The sequence below is a fragment of the Glycomyces algeriensis genome, from assembly GCF_027622855.1.
Lineage (GTDB): Bacteria > Actinomycetota > Actinomycetes > Mycobacteriales > Micromonosporaceae > Glycomyces > Glycomyces algeriensis.
In genome coordinates, this window is sequence record NZ_JAPZVR010000002.1 from 150421 (window position 1) to 169452 (window position 19032).

General features: G+C 72.0%; 18 protein-coding genes and 1 pseudogene. 8 read left to right on the forward strand and 11 right to left on the reverse strand.

The window, feature by feature from the left end:
* Positions 1–21: 21 nt before the first annotated feature.
* Positions 22–1053 (reverse strand): LacI family DNA-binding transcriptional regulator, encoded by a 1032-nt coding sequence (locus tag O2L52_RS03885; RefSeq protein WP_270114010.1) that lies wholly within the window; start codon positions 1051–1053, stop codon positions 22–24.
* Positions 1054–1200: 147 nt separating this feature from the next.
* On the opposite strand from O2L52_RS03885, the gene O2L52_RS03890 reads away from it, so the two are divergent.
* Together O2L52_RS03890 and O2L52_RS25405 are read left to right on the forward strand one after the other, a co-directional pair.
* Complete coding sequence (locus O2L52_RS03890) at positions 1201–2058, forward strand: alpha/beta fold hydrolase (protein ID WP_270114011.1); 858 nt, start codon at positions 1201–1203, stop codon at positions 2056–2058.
* A gap of 29 nt (positions 2059–2087) precedes the next feature.
* Positions 2088–2711: a maleylpyruvate isomerase family mycothiol-dependent enzyme gene (locus O2L52_RS25405; protein ID WP_281846465.1), complete on the forward strand. Its 624-nt coding sequence runs from the start codon at positions 2088–2090 to the stop codon at positions 2709–2711.
* Between the two features lie 92 nt (positions 2712–2803).
* Here the strand turns inward: O2L52_RS25405 and argG are convergent.
* The 4 genes and pseudogenes from argG to O2L52_RS03910 all read right to left on the reverse strand — a co-directional run.
* Positions 2804–4210: pseudogene (gene argG / locus O2L52_RS03895) on the reverse strand (argininosuccinate synthase); the annotation flags it as partial.
* A gap of 168 nt (positions 4211–4378) precedes the next feature.
* On the reverse strand, positions 4379–4834 hold the full coding sequence (locus O2L52_RS03900; RefSeq protein WP_270114013.1) for a hypothetical protein: 456 nt from the start codon (positions 4832–4834) through the stop codon (positions 4379–4381).
* Positions 4835–4980: 146 nt separating this feature from the next.
* Positions 4981–5343: a hypothetical protein gene (locus tag O2L52_RS03905; RefSeq protein ID WP_270114015.1), complete on the reverse strand. Its 363-nt coding sequence runs from the start codon at positions 5341–5343 to the stop codon at positions 4981–4983.
* A gap of 134 nt (positions 5344–5477) precedes the next feature.
* Positions 5478–6092 carry a VOC family protein gene (locus tag O2L52_RS03910; RefSeq protein ID WP_344472558.1) on the reverse strand — a complete coding sequence of 205 codons (615 nt, stop codon included), beginning with the start codon at positions 6090–6092 and terminating at the stop codon, positions 5478–5480.
* Between the two features lie 206 nt (positions 6093–6298).
* Here O2L52_RS03910 and O2L52_RS03915 point away from each other — a divergent pair, with 206 nt between their 5' ends.
* Entirely contained in the window at positions 6299–7468 is a 1170-nt protein-coding gene (locus O2L52_RS03915; RefSeq protein ID WP_270114017.1) for a cellulose binding domain-containing protein, read from the forward strand.
* Positions 7469–7533: 65 nt separating this feature from the next.
* On the opposite strand, the gene O2L52_RS03920 is transcribed toward O2L52_RS03915, so the two are convergent.
* Entirely contained in the window at positions 7534–8280 is a 747-nt protein-coding gene (locus O2L52_RS03920) for a GAP family protein (protein WP_270114018.1), read from the reverse strand.
* Between the two features lie 186 nt (positions 8281–8466).
* On the opposite strand from O2L52_RS03920, the gene O2L52_RS03925 reads away from it, so the two are divergent.
* Positions 8467–9777: a BNR-4 repeat-containing protein gene (locus O2L52_RS03925; RefSeq protein ID WP_270114019.1), complete on the forward strand. Its 1311-nt coding sequence runs from the start codon at positions 8467–8469 to the stop codon at positions 9775–9777.
* On the opposite strand, the gene O2L52_RS03930 is transcribed toward O2L52_RS03925, so the two are convergent.
* The gene (locus O2L52_RS03930) at positions 9767–10633 is read right to left on the reverse strand and encodes an alpha/beta fold hydrolase (RefSeq protein WP_344472561.1); all 867 of its coding nucleotides are present in this window, start codon (positions 10631–10633) and stop codon (positions 9767–9769) included. The genes O2L52_RS03925 and O2L52_RS03930 overlap by 11 nt on opposite strands.
* Positions 10634–10738: 105 nt before the next feature.
* Between O2L52_RS03930 and O2L52_RS03935 the strand changes: the two genes are divergently transcribed.
* The 3 genes from O2L52_RS03935 to O2L52_RS03945 are packed head-to-tail and all read left to right on the forward strand — an operon-like array spanning position 10739 to position 14138.
* Positions 10739–12400: a serine hydrolase domain-containing protein gene (locus O2L52_RS03935; protein WP_270114021.1), complete on the forward strand. Its 1662-nt coding sequence runs from the start codon at positions 10739–10741 to the stop codon at positions 12398–12400.
* Positions 12401–12414: 14 nt separating this feature from the next.
* Positions 12415–13086, forward strand: coding sequence for a winged helix-turn-helix domain-containing protein (locus tag O2L52_RS03940; protein WP_270114022.1), 672 nt, complete (start codon positions 12415–12417; stop codon positions 13084–13086).
* Positions 13083–14138 (forward strand): HAMP domain-containing sensor histidine kinase, encoded by a 1056-nt coding sequence (locus tag O2L52_RS03945; protein WP_270114023.1) that lies wholly within the window; start codon positions 13083–13085, stop codon positions 14136–14138. The genes O2L52_RS03940 and O2L52_RS03945 overlap by 4 nt, the downstream gene beginning before the upstream one ends.
* A gap of 25 nt (positions 14139–14163) precedes the next feature.
* Here the strand turns inward: O2L52_RS03945 and O2L52_RS03950 are convergent, their stop codons facing one another.
* From O2L52_RS03950 to O2L52_RS03965, 4 genes are all read right to left on the reverse strand, one after another.
* Positions 14164–15186: a hypothetical protein gene (locus tag O2L52_RS03950; RefSeq protein ID WP_270114024.1), complete on the reverse strand. Its 1023-nt coding sequence runs from the start codon at positions 15184–15186 to the stop codon at positions 14164–14166.
* Positions 15183–15503, reverse strand: a complete 321-nt coding sequence (locus O2L52_RS03955; protein ID WP_270114025.1) for a hypothetical protein — start codon at positions 15501–15503, stop codon at positions 15183–15185. Before O2L52_RS03955 ends, O2L52_RS03950 begins: the two co-directional genes overlap by 4 nt.
* Entirely contained in the window at positions 15504–15857 is a 354-nt protein-coding gene (locus tag O2L52_RS03960) for a YbaB/EbfC family nucleoid-associated protein (RefSeq protein ID WP_270114027.1), read from the reverse strand.
* Positions 15858–15957: 100 nt separating this feature from the next.
* A complete protein-coding gene (locus tag O2L52_RS03965; protein WP_270114028.1) occupies positions 15958–16956 on the reverse strand; it encodes a 2-dehydropantoate 2-reductase in 999 nt (332 codons plus the stop codon).
* A 183-nt stretch (positions 16957–17139) separates the two neighbouring features.
* Between O2L52_RS03965 and O2L52_RS03970 the strand changes: the two genes are divergently transcribed.
* Positions 17140–18936, forward strand: a complete 1797-nt coding sequence (locus O2L52_RS03970) for a bifunctional metallophosphatase/5'-nucleotidase (protein ID WP_270114029.1) — start codon at positions 17140–17142, stop codon at positions 18934–18936.
* Positions 18937–19032: the final 96 nt, after the last annotated feature.

A 19032-nucleotide genomic window follows, 5' to 3' on the forward strand; every position in this document is an offset into this window, starting at 1 on the left:
GTTGGGCGCCATCGGTATTCGTCAGACCGCCGGGTCGGTGCTGGAGCGTTCGACGAGCGACGGCGGCAGCAGGACGTGCTCGGGGGTCTCGGGCCGCTCGATGACCAGGCGCACCAGTTCGGCGGCGATGGCCGCCGAGGGCTGGCGGACCGAGGAGATGCCGACGGTGCCGAACTTGGTGAGGGTCGTGTCGTCGTAGCCGGTGACGGCCGCGTCCCGGCCCGGCACGAGCCCGCGGCTCTGGAGGGTGATGACGGCGCCCGCGGCGAGGGGGTCGGAGACGCAGATGATCGCGGTGGGCGGTACGGGCGCGTCGAGGAGGTCCGCGGCGACGCGGACGCCGGTCTCCAGGTCGCGGCCGCACTGGACGATCCGCGCGAGCGAGCTGGTGAGCCCGCGGCGCTCGCAGGCCTCCCGGTAGCCGATCTCGCGCTGGGCCATGGTGACGATCCCGGGGGCGGCGCCCACGAACGCGAGTTCGCGGTGGCCGCGGTCGGCGACGTGGTCGACGGCCATCGCGATGCCTTGGGCCGCATCGGCCTCGACCCAGCTCCACGGGCTGGCGAACGCCTCGGCGGTGCGCCCGTAGGCGGCGAACGGGATGCCCCGCTTGCGCAGGCCGACCGGGCGCGGATCGTCCGGCCCCAGGTTGGAGATGACGAACCCGGCGGCGGACTGGCCGAAGTAGAGGTCCTCGCAGGCGCGCATGAGCGCTTCGGTGCCGCGCACGGCGACGAGGGTGAGGTTGCGGTCGACGGCCTGGCAGCCGGCGGCGAGGTCGTGGACGAACGCGTCCATGTACTGGTTGCCGACCGAGTCCTGGGCGGGCAGCACGTAGGCGATCTGGCGCGGCTGCGCGAGCCGGAGGCTGCGGGCGACGAGGTTGTTGCGGTAGCGCAGCTCGCGCATGGCGGCGTGCACTTTCACGCGAGTGGCCTCGGAGACGACCTCGGGCCGGTTGATGACGTTCGAGACGGTCATCGCGGAGACGCCGGCGAGGTCGGCGACGTCGGACATGCTCGCCTTGCGCGAGCCGGGCGTCGTGCCGCTCATCCGCCGCCTCCTCTCTGATGCCACCGGGTCCCGCAAATTTTAAGCATAAAAACGAGCGACGGTCAAACCCGGCGATGAATTCGGCGGACGCTTGTCGTCATACCGTTGACACCAGCCGCACCACCCGTTGAACCATGAGGAGCCGTCATGACCGAACCGCACCACCACACCCTCGAAGCCCCCGGCGCCGTCCTGCACTACGACGTGCGCGACGGGTCCGGGCCGGCACTGCTGCTCATCGGCTCGCCGATGGCCGCGGCCGGCTTCACCACCCTCGCGGGCCACTTCACCGACCGCCGCGTGGTCACCTACGACCCGCGCGGCTCCGAGCGGAGCGTCCGCACCGACGGCGGCGCCCAGAACACCGTGGAAGAGCACGTCGACGACCTCCGCCGGGTCATCGAAGCGGTCGGCGGTGGACCGGTCGACGTGTTCGCCAGCAGCGGCGGCGCGGTCAACGCCCTCGCACTGGTGGCCCGCCACCCCGACCTGGTGGGCACCCTCGTCGCGCACGAGCCGCCCGCGTCCGCCGAACTGCCCGACGCCGCGGTGATCCTCAAGGTCTGCGAAGACACCCGCGACACCTACCTGGCCCACGGCTTCGGCCCGGCCATGGCCAAGTTCATCGCCCTCGTCTCCCACCAGGGGCCCTTCGACGAGGCGTACCTGGAGCGGCCCGCGCCCGACCCGGCCGCGTTCGGGCTCCCGACCGAGGACGACGGCGACCGCAGCGACCCGCTGCTGGGCCTGAACATGGTCACCTGCAACGCCTACCGGCACGACTTCGCGGCGCTGTGCGCGGCCTCGACCCGCATCGTGCTCGGCGTCGGCGCCGACTCGGGCGAGATCCTGCCCGCCCGCGCCGCGGAGGTCGTGGCCGGTGAGCTGGGGACCGCCACCGTCGCCTTCCCGGGCGACCACGGCGGCTTCCTCGGCGGCGAGTACGGCCAGACCGGCAAGCCCGACGAGTTCGCGGCCAAGCTCCGCGAAGTGCTCGAAGCCTGAACGCCCGCAACGAGATCCGAGGAGCCGTGATGAAGCGCGACATCTGGCCGCTGGTGCACGCCGAGCGCGCGGCCCTGATCGGGGACCTCGCGGACCTCGCCCCGGAGCAGTGGGAGCAGGCGTCGCTGTGCGAGGGCTGGACCGTGCACGACGTCGTCGCGCACCTGGTCGACACCTACCGCACGACCCGCGTCGGCTTCTTCACCCGGATGCTCCGGGCCCGCTTCGACTTCGACCGCCAGAACGCGTACGGCGTGAAGGCGGAGCGGGGCGGCACCCCGGACGAGACGCTCGACCGGCTCCGCAGGGCGGCACCGCTGACGTCGACGCCGCCGGGGCCGCTCGGCACCCGGCTCGTCGAGGAGGTCGTCCACGGCGAGGACATCCGCCGCCCGCTGGGCATCGCGCGCGAGTACCCGCAGGCGGCGGTCGTGGCGGCGCTCCGCACGCACACGGCCCTCGCGGCGTCGATGGGCGGCGCGAAGGAGCTCGTGGCCCCGGTCAAACTGCGGGCCCTCGACGCCGACGTCCAGATCGGCGACGGCCCGGAGGTGCGCGGCACCGCGCTCGCACTGCTCCTGGCCGTCAACGGGCGGCGCGCGGCCCTCGACGAGCTCGAGGGTCCGGGCGCGGCGGCGCTGGCGAAGGCCTGAACACACGGGAGCGCCCCGGGGTCCGCGGACCCCGGGGCGCGCCGGCGGGGGGGGGAGTGCGGGCCGCACAAGGAGGCGGCGTGGGGGCGCCGCGCCTCGTCCGGGGCCTCCCCGCGGGAGGCGATGGCGACGGCGCCGCCCGAGGGCATCGCGCCGATCAGGCCGGTCGAGGCGGCCTGCGCCGCGCCGATCATCGTCGGGTGGGCGCTGCCGACCATGCCGATCCCGGCGTACTGCTCGAGCTTCGACCGCGAGTCGGCGATGTCGAGGTTCCGCATGGTCAGCTGGCCGATCCGGTCGTTCGGGCCGAACGCCGAGTCCTCGGTCCGCTCCATCGAGAGCTTGTCCGGGTGGTAGCTGAACGCGGGCCCGGCGGTGTCGAGGATCGAGTAGTCCTCGCCGCGCCGCAGCCGCAGGGTCACCGTGCCGGTGACGGCGGTGCCGACCCACCGCTGCAGGGACTCGCGGATCATGAGCGCCTGCGGGTCGAGCCACCGGCCCTCGTAGAGCAGCCGGCCGAGCCGCCGGCCCTCGGCGTGGTAGATCGCGAGGGTGTCCTCGTTGTGGATGGCGTTCACGAGCCGCTCGTAGGCGGCGTGCAGGAGCGCCATGCCCGGGGCCTCGTAGATGCCCCGGCTCTTGGCCTCGATGATCCGGTTCTCGATCTGGTCGGACATGCCCAGGCCGTGCCGGCCGCCGATCGCGTTGGCCTCGAGCACGAGGTCCACGGCGGAGCCGAACTCCTTGCCGTTGATGGTCACCGGCCGGCCCTGCTCGAAGCCGATCTGGACGTCCTCGGGCTCGATCTCGACGAACCGGTCCCAGTGCTTGACGCCCATGATGGGCTCGACGGTCTCCATGCCGGTGTCGAGGTGCTCGAGGGTCTTGGCCTCGTGGGTGGCGCCCCAGATGTTGGCGTCCGTGGAGTAGGCCTTCTCGGTGCTGTCGCGGTAGGGCAGCCGCCGGGCGGCGAGCCACTCGGACATCTCGGTCCGGCCGCCGAGCTCGCTCACGAAGCCCGCGTCGAGCCACGGCTTGTAGATCCGCAGCGAGGGGTTGGCGAGCAGGCCGTAGCGGTAGAACCGCTCGATGTCGTTGCCCTTGTAGGTGGAGCCGTCGCCCCAGATCTGCACGTCGTCCTCGAGCATCGCCCGCACCAGCAGCGTGCCGGTCACCGCCCGCCCGAGGGGGGTGGTGTTGAAGTAGGTGCGCCCGCCGGACTTGATGTGGAAGGCGCCGCAGGCGAGGGCGGCCAGGCCCTCTTCGACGAGCGCGGCCCGGCAGTCGACCAGGCGCGCGACCTCGGCGCCGTAGGCCTCGGCCCGGCTGGGGACGGTGTGGATCTCCGGCTCGTCGTACTGACCGATGTCGGCGGTGTACGTGCAGGGCACCGCGCCCTTCTCGCGCATCCAGGCGACCGCCACCGAGGTGTCCAGGCCACCGGAGAAGGCGATGCCGACGCGTTCGCCGACGGGGAGCGAGGAGAGAACTTTAGACATGGTTATGAGTATGCATGATGCTGAATTTTCATGCAACCCGGGGGTCGGGGCGTTTCCACGGACCGGGACGGCGACCAGGCGCGACGCGGCGCCGCCATGGCGAGCCTCACTCCCGGGCGCGCAAAAGCGGGCCGCCCCCGGTCAGGGGCGGCCCGCTGTCGTCGTGGTTCAGACCGCGGACGTGCGCGCGGCCTGCTGCGCGCGGAGCGCGGCGAACATGGGCTTGCGGGACGGGGACTCGGCCAGGCCGCTGTGGAGGACCGCGGTGATCGCGACCGAGGCCGCGGCGTCGTCGGCGGCGGCCACCCCGGCGGCCACCATGTCGAGGATCTCGTTCGCGGCGGCCGACACCAGCTCGGCGTCGGCGGTCTTGGACGCCCGCGAGAACCCGAAGGCCAGGTCCTTGTCGGCGGTGACGTTCCAGACCGCGCAGGTGTGCAGGCGCGTCCCGTAACCGGTGCCCTCGATCCAGCAGTCGACGGCGTACACGAATGTACGGGCATCGTGGTCCCACAGCAGTTCGGCATCGAGCATGTCCGAGAGCGCGGCGAGGCGCTGCGCCTTGGGATACTTGGACTCGATGACGGCTGTGGCAGCGTCGCTCGAGAGATAGCTGTAGGTCATTCTTCAACGGTAGCCGCCCGGGGGCGGGTTCCCGCAAAGCCCGGACCGCTCGTTTCGCCGGCTTGGGTGGGTGCTTCCTCACCAGAGCCCCTGAAACCGGACATCAGGGGCCGTAGGATCCCATCCGTACGTTCTGGTCCGGGGCCCTAGCCGATCACGTCGCAGTAGGGCTTCACCGTCTCCACGATGGTCGGGCCCTCCGCTTCCTCGACCCCGAAGAGCTCGGCGGCGTCCCGGGCGAGCTGCTCCTCGTCGGCGTTGGCCGCGACGTCGCCGCAGATGTCCTTCGCGTTGTTCAGGATCTCCTCGGGCGAGGCGTCCGGGACGACCGCCCACAGGTCGGTGGCGAGGTCCGTGGGGAGCTCGGAGGCGAGGTCGTCCAGGGACGACTCCCAGTCGGGGAGGGTGGGGGCGTCGCTGGGGATCTCGAGGCCGCCGTCTTCACTGCAGGCGCTGAGCGCCAGGAGTGCGCCGATGGCGAGGGCGGCGAGGGTTCGTCGTGCCGTCATTGGGTGCTCCGTTCGCGTGATGTGGGGCCACGCTAACAGGCGGAGCCTGCGAATTGCCCGAACTGCACCGGGCTGACGCATACGTCACCGCCGCCCGGCACGGGCCGGACGCCCGTACCGTTCCGCTTGCAGCCCTAAGCGGCTTCCCATTCGAAGCCGTCCGCGTCGGTGAAGGTCCCGGCGCCGCTGCCGAAGACGATGCGGTGCGAGCCGGAGCCCTCCTGCGGGACGAACGAGGTCTTGGCGGCGAACTTGCGGCTGTAGAGCGAGAGGGACACGGCGTCGCCGGGGGCCTCGAACTCGACGTACTTGCGCCCGAAGGCCTTCGCGACCTTGAGGCCCTTGTCGATGTAGTACTGCTTGGTGGCGGCGACGTCCGCGACGCCGATGCCGACGTTGACCGACTCGACCTCGCGGGTCACGGGGCCGGTCTGCTTCTTCTGGGAGGAGGCGATCTTCCAGATGTTGCCCTCCGGGTCGCGCAGGACCGCGCCGTAGCCCCACAGGCTCTTCTCGGGGGCCTTGATCGCGGTGGCGCCGGCGGCGAGGGCGGTCTCGGCGAAGCTGTCGACGGTCCCGGGCTGGGCGACGACGAGCGAGATCGCGAAGCCGCGGAAGCCGCTGCTGGCGTCCTTGGCGGGCCGCACGCGGAGCCAGGAGTCCTCGCCGAGGTCGAAGGCGGCGGCGTAGAAGGCCTCGGCGGCGGCGGTGTCCTCGACTTCAAGGGTGACGGTCTCGATGGCGTTCATGGTCTGCTCCTCAATGTTTGCGCTGGTCTTGCTCATGTCCACAACGATATTTCGAAGTGGGGTCCCCCCGCTTCTCGATTCCTGATCACTCCGGGGGCCTTCTCCATTGCCCGAAATAGGGCTATATTCATCACTGTCAATATTTAGGTGCACGTCCGCCGTCGGGTTGGGGTGGAGCGGACCACCCGATCAGAGGAGGACTGCGCATGCCTGTCATGCGAACTCGGCGGCTCATCGCGGTGGCCGCCGCCTGCGGCGCGCTCGCCGCGGGGACCGCGGCCGTGGTGGCGGCGAGCCCGGCGCACGCCGACGCCTGCGAGCGGATCGACTACACCGTGGTGAGCTCCTGGAACGGCGGCCACCAGGCCGCCGTCGCGCTCACGGCCGGCAGCGAGCCGGTGAGCGACTGGACCATCGCGTTCGACCTGGCGGGCGGGGCCACGGTCCAGAGCGCCTGGAACGTGGGGTGGACGCAGTCGGGGACCCGGTTCACCGGCGCGGACGTCGGCTGGAACGCGACCGTGGCCGCGGGCCAGACCCGCGAGCTGTTCGGACTCGTCGTCTCCGGCGCCCCGGTGCAGCCGCCTTCGTTCTCCCTCAACGGGGTCGAGTGCGGCGCCGTTTCGGAGCCCACGGACACGCCCAGCGAGGACCCGACCGAGACCCCGAGCGAGGACCCGACGACCGATCCGCCCGGACCGGTCGACTGCCCAGACGGGGCCGTCTGCGACGACTTCGAGAACCAGACCGGGACCGTCCCCGGCGGGGCCTGGACCGTCGGCGCCTCCGACTGCACCGGCACGGGCACGGCCGCCGTGGACAAGGCGGTCGCCAACAGCGGCGGCACTTCGATCCGCATCGAAGGCGGCGCGACCTACTGCAACCACGTGTTCATCGGGCGTGACCTGCCCGCGGACGCCGAGTGGTTCCGCGTCTACATGCGGCACACCACCGCGCAGCCGCAGAACCACACCACGATGATCGCCATGCAGGACCGCAACGACGCGAACACCGATCTGCGCCTGGGCGGCCAGAACGGCGCACTGCAGTGGAACCGCGAGTCCGACGACGCGACCCTCCCGGCCCAGAGCCCGGCCGGCGTCGCGCTGAGCCGGCCCTTGCCGGTCGCGGAGTGGACGTGCGTGGAGTTCCAGATCAGCGGCGGCGAGCTGGCCACGTGGGTCGACGGCGACGCGGTCGAAGGCCTCAATGTGGACGGCGTGCCGACCCACGACGTGGACTCGCAGTGGCTCGCGAAGCCGAACTGGAACCCCGACCTCGCCGACCTGCGACTCGGCTGGGAGAGCTACGGCAACGACGCCGACACCCTCTGGTACGACGACGTGGCCTTCGGCCCCGAGCGGATCGGCTGCTGACCCCGGGCCGCCCCGGCGGGCGACCGCCGGGGCGGCCTAGCGGTCGAGTGCGACTGCCGGGGGCCTCAGAGGTTGGCCAGGAGCTCGAACAGGCCGAGCCGGAAGGCCGCGTCCCGGGCGACGAGGAACCCGACGATGCCGAGCACCCAGCCGGTCGTTGACGCGGCGTGCTTGACCATCCAGTCGTTGATGCGCTGCAGCAGCGGCTCCACCGCGTTGCGCGCGACCAGGCGGGCCCCGAGCAGCAGCAGCGCGGGCAGCACCATCACCAGGCAGTACCCGGCCATCGTGAGCGTGATCCCCCCGGCCCCGATCCCCGCGGAGGTCACCAGGCCGATCGCGGCCAGGTACGGCAGCATCGTGGCGACCTCGATCGTGGCCGCCGCGAGCGCGAGCCCCATGAGCGGCAGCACCGAGGCCTTGGTGCGGGTCGCCCCGTCGCCGTCGCCGGCCTCGATGCCCAGGGCGCGTTCGCGCCAGCGCGCGGTGCGCCCGCTCTCGCCCGTCTGCTTCTTGGAGTCGAAGCGGAAGCTGAGGACGAGCAGGCCGACGCCGAGGACCAGCTGCGTCCACAGTGCGGGCCGGGTGTCGAGGAGGGCGCCGATGTCGTCGATGAAAGCGGTGGCGCCCACCGCGATGAGCAGGCCGACGCCGAAGTAGAAGACGGCGATGGTGGCGAGGTAGGCGAGCATGCGGCCGACGCGGATGCGGCCGGGGGCGAGGAGCAGCCAGATCGGGATGAGGAGCGTGCCGAAGCTGGTCGAGTCGATGAGCGCGAGGGCCGCGAGGGAGGCGCCGAGTGCGAGGTCCATGGCCCGAGCCTATGGACGCGCGGGGGCGGACGCGTCGGCCTGGGGATCGAGGTTCGGGCGGGGGCCTGCACCTTTGGTGGCACGCCGTTGGGTGCGGGCGGGGCCGCGCACGGTTTGGATACCGCTTTCAGATACTGTCGGATCCCGATGCGTCCGCGCCGTGCGGACCCGCCGAAGGAGGCCGTCATGCCCCGGTTCGCCGACCCTGTCGTCGTCAACGACAACGGCGCGTGGTGCTGGTTCCAGGACGAGCGCGCGCTCGTCGACCCCGACGCGCAGCAGCTCGTCGTCGGGTCGATCGCGGCCGCCGAGGGACCGGGCGGGGAGGCCCGTTCGGGCAATGTGGAGCTGACGGTCGTGGACCTGCGCACCGGCACCGCCGAGGTCGTGGTGCTGCACGAGCGGTTCGAGACCGACGACCACGACGTGCCCGCCCTGTGGCGGCGCTCGGACGGGCGCTGGCTCGCGGTCTACACCAAGCACAAGACCGACGACCTGACGCGCTGGCGCATCAGCGAACCGAACGACGCGACCTCGTGGGGCCCCGAGCGGTCCTTCGACTGGAGCGCGCACACCGGGGGCCGCGGGGTCACGTACTCGAACCTGCGGGCCATGGGCGGGCGCCTGTACTGCTTCGCGCGCGCGGTGAACGACGACCAGTGCGCGCTCGTCTCCGACGACGAGGGCGAGACCTGGGCGTACGCGGGCAAGCTGTTCACCCGCCCGAAAGTGGGCTACGTGAACGGGTACACGCGGTACGCCGCCGATGGGGACCGGCTCCACCTGGTGACCACGGACCACCACCCGCGCGACTTCGACAACTCGATCTACCACGGCTACCTCGAGGACGGCGCGCTCCACCGCAGCGACGGCAGCGTCCTGGACCTTGAGGCGCTGGACGGCGAGGCGCCCTCGCAGGAGGGGCTGACGACGGTGCTGAAGGCGGGATCGCGCTGGGGCGGCGTGAGGATCTCGCACTGCTGGACCACTGACATCCGCACGACCGCGAACGGCGGCGTGGCCGCGATCCTCACGGCCCGCGCGGGCGACGAGGAGCTCGACCTCGACCGGAAGCAGGCGGCCCCGGACCTGCGGTTCTTCTACGCGCGCATGGCGCCCGGCGGCGGCTGGGTCGTCAACGAGCTCGCGAAAGCCGGGCCCGGGCTCATGCCGCACGAAGAGGACTACACGGGCCTCGCCGCGATCGACCCGTACGACCCGAGCTCGGTGTACGTCTCCACCTCGGTCGACCCGCGCGACGGCGCGGTGCTCCCCCACCGCGAGATCTTCCACGGCCGCGCCGCGGCGGCCGGCCGGTTCTGGGCCTGGACGCCCGTCACCGAGCACTCCGAAGTGGACAACCTGCGGCCGATCGTGGCGCCCGGCGACCCGTCCCGCACCGCGCTCCTGTGGTTCCGCGGGCCGATGACCGCGTCCCAGCACTACCGCTGCGAGGTCGTCCTCCTGGACCTCCCCCGCGCGCCGGTCACGGGCTGAGGCACGCGGCGAGGACCTCGGCCAGCTGCTCGGGTGCCTCTTCCGCCATGTGGTGGCCGGAGTCGATGACCGCGGAGCGCACGTCCTGCTCGCACCAGGTCCGCCAGATCGCTGCCGGGTCATCGTAGAGCCGCTCCATGTCGTCGTGCCGGGACCAGACGGCGGTGGTGGGCGCGGCGATGCGCCGCCCGGCTTCGCGGTCGGCCGCGTCGTTGGCGGGGTCGACGGTGAGGCCGGCGCGGTAGTCCTCGAGCATGGCCCGCACGGTGAGCGGGTTCGTGACGGCCTTGACCATGTCCCGGTAGTTCTCGGCGCCCATGCCCGCCTCGTCGGGCCGGTACCAGGCGAGCGGGTCGTCGGTGATCACCCGCTGCGCGTGAGGCGAGGCGCCGAGGAAGAACCAGTGCCACCAGCGTTCGGCGAACCGCGCGTCGGCCCGCTCGAGCGCTTCGAGGATCGGCACGCCGTCGCACACGGCCAGCCGCGTGACGCGGTCGGGGGCGTCGAGCGCGGTCCGGTAGGCGACGTAGCAGCCGCGGTCGTGGCCGGCGACAGCGAACGTCTCGTGGCCGAGCGCCGCCATCAGCGCCGTGATGTCCGCGGCCATCGTCCGGTCGCAGTAGACGACGTGCTCAGGGTCGGGGTCGGGCTTCGCCGACGCCCCGTAGCCGCGCAGGTCGGGGCAGACGACCGTATGGCCCGCAGCGGCCAGGGCCGGGGCCACGCGGTGCCAGGTGGCGTGGGTGCGCGGGTGGCCGTGCAGCAGCACGATCGCGGGCCCGGACCCGCCGGAGCGCCCGTGCAGGGTCACCCCGGGGGCGACCGGGACGTCCCATTCGTCGAAACCCGGGAACATGGTCATGCGGTGCCCTCTCTGTGTCCGCGAGCGGATACCCGGGCCCTGCGGGGCCCACTCCTTCGTTTACACCCGGTTCACACCGCCGCTCGTAGCGTTCGGCCCATGAAACGCATTGCCATCATCTCGGCGGCCGCGATGCTCGCGGCCGCCTGCAGCTCGACCTCGGACGTCGACCCGGGACCGGACCGCGCCTGCGACCCCGCACTCGCGGACGCCTTGGGCGCGTGGGCCGAAGTCGGGTTCAGCGGCACGGTCGCCATCGACGGCGGCGGCCTCGACTGCCAGGCCGCGTTCGGACTGGCCGACGCCGAGGCCGGCACCGCGAACACTGAGGAGACCGTGTTCGGGATCGGCTCGGTCAGCAAGGCGTTCGCCGCCGCCGCGGTCCTCGACCTCGTGGACGCGGGCGTGTTCACGCTCGACGCGGCGGCGGGCGAGCTCCTGCCCGGCCTGGGCGGGCCCGCCGCCGAGGCCACCGTGGAGCAGCTGCTCCTGCACACGAGCGGCATCGAAGGCGGCCACGGCACCGACCACCGGCCGCTGGACCGCGACGAGGCGATCGCGGCCATCAGCGCCCTGGAGTCGGCGTTCGAGCCGGGCACCGACTACCTGTACTCCAACGCCGGGTACTCGCTGCTGGCGCTCATCGTCGACGAGCAGTCCGGATCGTCCTACCGGGAGTACCTGGACGAGGCGATCCTCGCGATCCCAGGAGGCCACGCCGGTGGATTCTGGGACGGCGAACCGACCCCGGCCGGACCGCGCGCGATCGGCTACACCGACGGGGCGCCCGCGCCGGAGACCGGCGGCTTCGCCGGACCGCACTGGGCGATGGCGGGCAACGGCGACCTGGCGATGACCGCCGCCGAACTGAGCGACTGGACCCAGGCCCTGTTCGCCGGCGAGATCATCGCCCCCGACGCGGTGGACCTGCTGCTGGGCACCGTCTTCGACCACGGCGACGGCACCGCCGAGATCCCCGGCTGGGTGTCGATCGGCCCGGACATGCTCGGCGTCCCGGTCATCGGCGCCTCCGGCGGCGGAGGCGACACCGGGCACAACGCGGTCGCCACCTGGCTGCCCGAGACCGGCACGTCCATCGCGATCACCGGCAACACCGACGACGTCCTGCCCGACGAGCTGCTCGAAGTGCTCCTGCCCGCCCTGGTCACGGGCGAGCCGATGGAAGTCCCCGATGAACGCGTCGAAGTCGACCCGGCCGAACTCCAAGCGCGCGAAGGGGTCTACACGCTCGACTCGGGCTCGACGCTCACCGCCGCCGCCGAGGACCAGGCCCTCACCGTCACCGCCGACGGCGCCGACGCCGTGGCGGCGATGTTCGGCTCGGACGACTTCGCGGCCGAGGACGCCGCCGCCCACGAGGACGCCGTCCTGGCCCTCCTGGACGGCGAGTCCGCCGCCGGCCGGGCCGAGCGCGAGGCGATCGAGGCCGACACCGGCCCCGTCACCGGCATCGACCTCGCCGGGACGGTCGACGCGGGCGGGGAACTGCACACCTACGTGCGCATCAGCGGCGAGGACGGCGACATGCTCGCCTGGTACGCCCTGGACGAGCAGGACCAGATCGCGGCCGTCGAGTACGACGCCGGCCCGCCCGCGTTTACGCTGATCCCCACCGGCGAAGGCCAGTACCGCCCGGACGAGCCGATCGCCGCGGAAGCGGCGGTCGCCGTGTCCTTCCAGGACGAGGTGATGACCGTGGACGGCCCCGCCGGCGCGGTCGACGCCGCCCGCACCGACTGAGGGGAGACCGCGCCGTGCGCATCCTGCTGGTCGAGGACGACCGCGACCTGGGCCCGGTCCTCGCGCTGGGCCTGCGGAACGAGGCCTACGCCGTGGACCTCGCCCAGAACTACGCCGAAGCCGAAGCGCTCCTGTGCAGCAACGACTTCGACGTGGCCTGCCTCGACCTCGGCCTGCCGGACGGGGACGGCCTCGAGCTGCTGCGGCGGCTCGGGGCCGACCCCGCGCTGCGCCGCCCCCGCCGCCTGCTCGTCCTCACCGCCCGCGACGCCGTGGACGACCGGGTCGCCGGGCTCGACGCGGGCGCCGACGACTACCTCGTCAAACCGTTCAGCTTCCAGGAGCTCGCGGCGCGACTGCGCGCGCTCGCCCGCCGCGCCGACGTCCGCGACGCCGTCCTCACCGTCGGGGACCTGCGGCTCGACGCCGCCGCGCACCGCGCCTGGCGCGGCGGCGCCGAACTCGACCTCACCCCCAGGGAGTTCTCGATGCTCCGCTACCTCATGCACCACCCCGGCCGCACCGTCAGCGCCGAGGAACTGCTCGAGCACGTCTGGGACGCCAACGCCGACCCGTTCACCGCCTCCGTGCGCGTGATCCTCAGCCGCCTGCGGCGCAAGCTCGGCGAACCCGGCCCGATATCCACAGTGAACGGCGTCGGCTACGTCCTGCGGGCCGCGCCGTGATCGGCGCGCTGCGCTCACTGCGCGCCCGGCTCGCGCTCACCGGCGCGCTCGCGATCTACCTGCCGGTGGTGCTCGTCTTCGCCGTCACCTCGATCGACCAGCACGAGGTCACCGAGACCGCGCCGGACGGCACCACCCGCCTGGTCTCGGCCACCGGCGTCGACCCCACCGGATGGGCCTGGGCGACGGTGCTCGCGCTCCTGCCGGTCACGGCGGCGCTGGCCTGGTGGTGGTCGGGCCGGGCGGTGCGGCCGTTCGAGCGCATCCGCGAAGCGGCCGAACGCATCGAGGCCTCCGACCTGAGCATGCGCGTGGGCGGCGCCCAGGGCACCACCGAGGCGATCGGGCTCGCCGCCGCGTTCGACGCGATGCTCGACCGCATCGAACGGTCGGCGCAGGTGCAGCGGCGCCTCATCGAGGAGACCAGCCACGAACTGCGGACCCCGCTCGCCGTCCTCATCACCGGCGCGGACGTCCTGCTGCGCCACCCCGAACCGGACCTCGCCCTCTACCGGGAGGGCCTGGAGCGCAGCCGCAACGCCGCCGAGCGCCTCCGCGACGCCGTGGGCGAGCTGCTGGTCGACGCGCGCGGCAGGGCCCGCGTCATCGACCGCCGCCCGACCGCGGTCACGGCACTCGTCCGCGAGGTCTTCGCCGAGACCGCGGCCTTCGCCGCCTCGCGCACCGTCCGCCTCGAACTCCAGGGCGAAGCCGCAGAGGCCCCGGTGGACGGCCCGAGCGTGCACCGCGCGGTCGCGAACCTCGTCCACAACGCCGTCAAGCACGCGCCCGCGGGCACCGCCGTCACAGTGGACGTGGAGCGCCTGCCCGCAGGCATCACCGTCACCGTGACCGACGAAGGCCCCGGCATCCCTGCCGCCGAACGCGACCAGGTCTTCGAGCGGTTCTGGCGCGGCGACCGGGCCCCCGGCACCGGCCTGGGCCTCCCGATCGCCCGCCAGATCGCGCAGGCCCACGGCGGCGAGATCGCACTCCTCGACTCCGAACGAGGCTGCCGGTTCCGGTTGACGCTGCCCGTCAGGGAGCCCTAGCGGCACCGCGCGGCGGGGCACCGCGTCACGGACCGCCGTTGGCCTGGCGGTCCGCTTCCATCTTGCTGTAGTTGTTCTCGCCCGCGGCCAGGGAGTTGCCCGTGTACTTGACGGTCTTCATCTTGTCGATCGGGTTCTTCCAGCTGTTCTTGAGCGGGTCCCACGACCTCATGAGCGCGCCGTCGGAGAGGTTCCGCAGCTTGTCCGCCCCGCTCGCGAACGTGTCCCCGCTGTTCATGAGCCCCTTGGAGGTGCCCTTGAGCAGGCCGTCGGCGGCACCGTCGAGGGACTGCTTGAGGCCGGTGGAACCGGTGCCGAACTTGCGGAGGCTGACGACCCAGCGGCCGAGCTTCGTCATGAGCTGGCCGAGCTTCCCGACCAGGTTCGCGAACACCTCGACGGCCCGGGAGACGACCCTGGCGATCGCGGCCGCGGCCGTCGCGCCGAAGGTGAATCCGGCGGTGGCGAGGGCGCTGAGGAGCCACAGGACGGCTTCGGCGACGAAGTTGGAGATGATCTCCAGGAACATGGTGCGGGTGATGCCGATCAGGACCCCGGCGCCCGTGATCAGGTTGGCGGTCCACTTCGCACCTTCGGCCGCGCCGTTGATGACCTCGCCGAAGGCGCCGGCGCCCTGGCGGTACGCGTCGGCGTCGAGGCCGTCCCAGTCGGCGACCGACTCGAGTTCGGTGAACCACTCGGTGGACGCGTCCTGGAGCGCCATGGCGATGTTGTTCCAGGTCGTCGCCAGGCCCTCGATGGCGTTGGGGTTGCCGGCGAGCCAGTCGAGGGGTTCGCGGAGGAACGAGATGTGCTCGAACGCCCAGGAGACGCCGGCCTGCACGAGGTGCTTGAAGGGGTTGGAGATGAACGAGAGCGCGTCGAGCCCGAGGGAGAAGGTGGAGGCGGCGATGTCCCCGACGTCGACCTTGCCCTGGGTGATGACGTTGCCGTAGGCCTGGCCGGCCTTGTAGACGCCGTAGAAGATCTTGGAGCTCTGCGGCATCGAGGTGGGGGTCTCGCCGGCGATGAGCGGGTTCGCGTTCACTGCTGCAACTCCTTGAGCAGCGCGTCGAAGACGGCCGCGACCTCTTCGTCGTCCGTCTGGTACTTGAGCGCGGTCTGGGTGAGCGCGGTCGCGAAGCCGTTGCCGAGGTTGTCGATCGAGTCGAGGGTCTCGGACCCGTCGTCGAGGAAGAGGTCGAGCGCCGGCGGGATGAGCTGGGCGAAGATGATGCCGAAGGCGTTCTCGTCGCCGAGCCGGACCTGCTTGGCGGCGTCGGCGGCCTGCACCACGATCGGCATGGGCCCGTTGATGATTCGCGACGCGTGGTCGCGCAGTTCCTGGGGATTGACCTTGGGCATCTAGGACTCCTTGGGAGGCCGGGTGAAGGAGTTCAGCACGCCCATGGCCTCGGAGTCGGCGCCGAGGAGCCCCGACATGATCTGGGCGGTCTTCCGACCGGACTCCTCGACGGCCCGGTTGTACGTGTCGAGCACGAGATCGGCGAGGCCGGTGCCGGACATGCCGCGGGCCTGCGGCGTGAAGCGCAGACCGGTCAGGGTGCCCCCGGCGTTCACGGTGACCGTGACGACCCCGTCCTCGCTCGCGAGCGTCGTCGCGGATTCGGCCAGGGCCTCCTCGGCCCGCCCGGCCTGCTCCTGGATCTGGGCCACGCGGGCGTCCAGCTCCTTCATGATCTCTTCAGGGGTGCGCATCGTCTTCCTTCGCCGTTGCTGGGCCTGATGGTGCAGTTGTCAAGCTAGCCAACGAGAATGAACCTCTGATGTCGTGTTTCTGAACAGGACGCGGCGGGGGTCAGCGGGCGCGGTGCAGTTCGGCGAGGAGCTCCGGTCCGGTCCAGTCGCGGCGACCGCCCCGCTCGGCGGCGTGCACGAGCTCGGTGAGGCGGCGGTTGGCGGGCGCCGCGAGGCCGTGCGCTGCGGCCAGGGCGTCGATCTCGCCGTTCAGATAGTCCACTTCGGTCGGACGGCCCGCTTCGAGGTCGTCCCAGGTGGAGGACCGGGCGTGCGGGTCCATGGCGAGCATCCGCGCGGCGGCGCGGGTGAACAGCGGGTCGGGCAGGCCCAGGAGCGCGGGGAGCAGGCGCGGGTCGAGCCCGGCGGTCTTCGCCGGGCGGATGGCGGCCGCTTTGTAGGCGGCGAGGGCTTCGCGCTGGGCGAGGGCGAGGCAGCGGCGGTAGGCGCGCTGGGAGAGCTCGGTCTTGAGCGGCAGGCCCGAGAGGGCGTTGATGGCGTTGTTGAGGTTGAGCAGGAGCTTCGCGGCCTGGACGCCGCGGAGGTCGGCCTCGCGGGCGAGGGCGAGCCCGGCCCGCGCGAACGCCGGGGCGAACGCGTCGAGCGCGGGGTGGTCCTGGACGGCCAGGTCGCCGTCGGTGCCCTGGTGGAAGCGGCCTTCGCCGGTGCGGACGACGTTGAAGGCGACGCTCCCCGCGAGCACGGTCGCCTCCGGGAGGTGCTCGCTGAGGACGGCGGCGTTCCGCAGCCCGTTCTGGAGGCTCACCACGACCGCGCCGGGCGCGAGGTGCGGGGCGAGCGCCGCGGCGGCCTCGGCGGTCGCGGCGGACTTCACGGCGACGAGCACGAGGCCGGCCCCGGCGGCGGCCTCCGGCCCGGTCGCGTACTTGGGGGCGTCGAGGCGCGCTGTAGTGCCGTGCAGATCGGTGAGGGTGAACCCGTGCGCGGCGGCCTCGTCCGCGAGCCGCCGCCGGCCGACGAAGACGACCTCGGCACCGGCCGCCGCGAGCCTGCCGCCGACATAGCAGCCGATGCTCCCGGCACCGAAGACGCAGATCATCCCCGGATGCTACTGCCGTTCAGCGGCCTGGGCGAGGGGCGGCGATGCCGTCTTTTCCGGCCGAATCGTTTCGGGATCGACATCGCTCGTTCAATATGGGGTCATGGGATGACCCCCCTGGCCAGGTGCAATACTCCTCACATATCGCTCGAATCCCTCGGCGCAGAAACTGGAGAGCCGCACATGACCGTCAACCGCAGAACCCTTCTGGGAGCATCGGCCGCCGCGGGGGCGGCCGCTGCCGTCGCCGCCGCCTCGCCCGCCGAGGCCAAGCGCGCCAAGCGCTACTCCTTCACCGTGATGGGCACGACCGACCTCCACGGCAACGTCTTCAACTGGGACTACTTCGCCGACAAGGAGTACGCCGACGCCGCCGGCAACACCCGCGGCATCGCCCGCATCGCCACCCTCGTCAAGCAGGTCCGCGAAGCCAAGGGCCGCAAGAACACCCTCCTCATCGACTCCGGCGACACCATCCAGGGCACGCCCCTCGCGTACTACTACGCGCGCGTCGACCCCATCGCCGCCGAGGCCGGGCCCGTCCACCCGATGGCCCAGTCCATGAACGAGATCGGCTACGACGCCGCCGCCCTCGGCAACCACGAGTTCAACTACGGCCTCGACACCCTCCGCAAGTTCGAGTCGCAGCTCGAGTTCCCTCTTCTCGGCGCCAACACCATCGACGTCGAGACCGGCAGGCCCGCCTTCCCGCCGTACCACATGGTCCGCATGCGCACCGGCTGCGGCAAGGACGTCAAGGTCGCCATCCTCGGCCTCTGCACCCCCGGCGTCTCCATCTGGGACAAGGCCTACGTCGACGGCGTCCTGGAGTTCCCGAGCCTGGAGTCCGAGGCCGCCCACTGGGTGCCCAGGCTCAAGGAGATGGGCGCGGACGTCGTCGTCATCTCCGCGCACTCCGGCACCTCCGGCAAGTCCGCCTACGACACCGCCACCGGCCTCGGCGTCGAGAACGCCTCCGTCCTCGTCGCCCAGCAGGTCAGCGGTATCGACGCGATCCTCGTCGGCCACGCCCACGTCGAGATCGAGGAGCTGCGCGTCGCCGACCCCGACGGTCACGAAGTCGTCCTCTCCAACCCCCTCTGCTACGGCCAGCGCCTCACCCTCTTCGACTTCGAACTGGTCCTCGAGAAGGGCAAGTGGACCGTCGAGTCCGTCAAGGCCTCCATCCTCAACTCCAATGAGGTCGAGGAGGACGAGCGCATCGCCCAGATCCTCTCGGACGAGCACAACGAGGTCGTCACCTACGTCAACCAGGTCGTCGCCGAGCAGGCCGTGGTCAAGCTGACCACCGCCGAGGCCCGCTACAAGGACGAGCCGATCATCGACCTCATCGCGAAGGTCCAGGAGGACACGGTCACGACCGCACTCGCGGGCACCGAGTACGCGGGCCTGCCGGTGATCGCGCAGGCCTCGCCCTTCTCGCGCACCGCGGAGCTCCCGGCCGCGAACGTGAAGATCAAGGACCTCTCGGGCCTGTACATCTACGACAACACGCTGGTCGCGAAGCTCATGACCGGCGCGCAGGTCCGGGCGTACCTCGAGTACTCGGCGCAGTACTTCGTCCAGACCCCGGCGGGCGCCGAGGTCGTCGTGGACACGGCCGCGAAGACGGACAACATCACCGGCGCCGAGGGCCGGCCGGACTACAACTACGACTACGTCTCGGGCCTGTCCTACGAGATCGACATCGCAAAGCCGGTCGGCTCGCGCATCGCGAACCTCAAGTACCAGGGCGCGGACCTGGCCGACGACCAGCGGTTCGTCATGGCGGTCAACAACTACCGGGCCAACGGCGGCGGGAACTTCCCGCACGTGGCCGCGGCCCAGGAGCTGTGGAGCGAGTCGATCGAGATCCGCACCCGCATCATCGAGTGGGTGACCGCGAAGGGCCGCCTCGACCCGGCCGACTTCGCCGCGGCCGAGTGGGTCCTGACCCGCGAGGGCACGCCCGTCTTCTAAGGGACGCAGACAGTGCGGCGCCGCGGCCGCAGGGGCGCGGCGCCGGGCCCGCGGCAGCCCCGCGCGACGGCCGGTCGCGCCGCCGGCGGGCCGGGG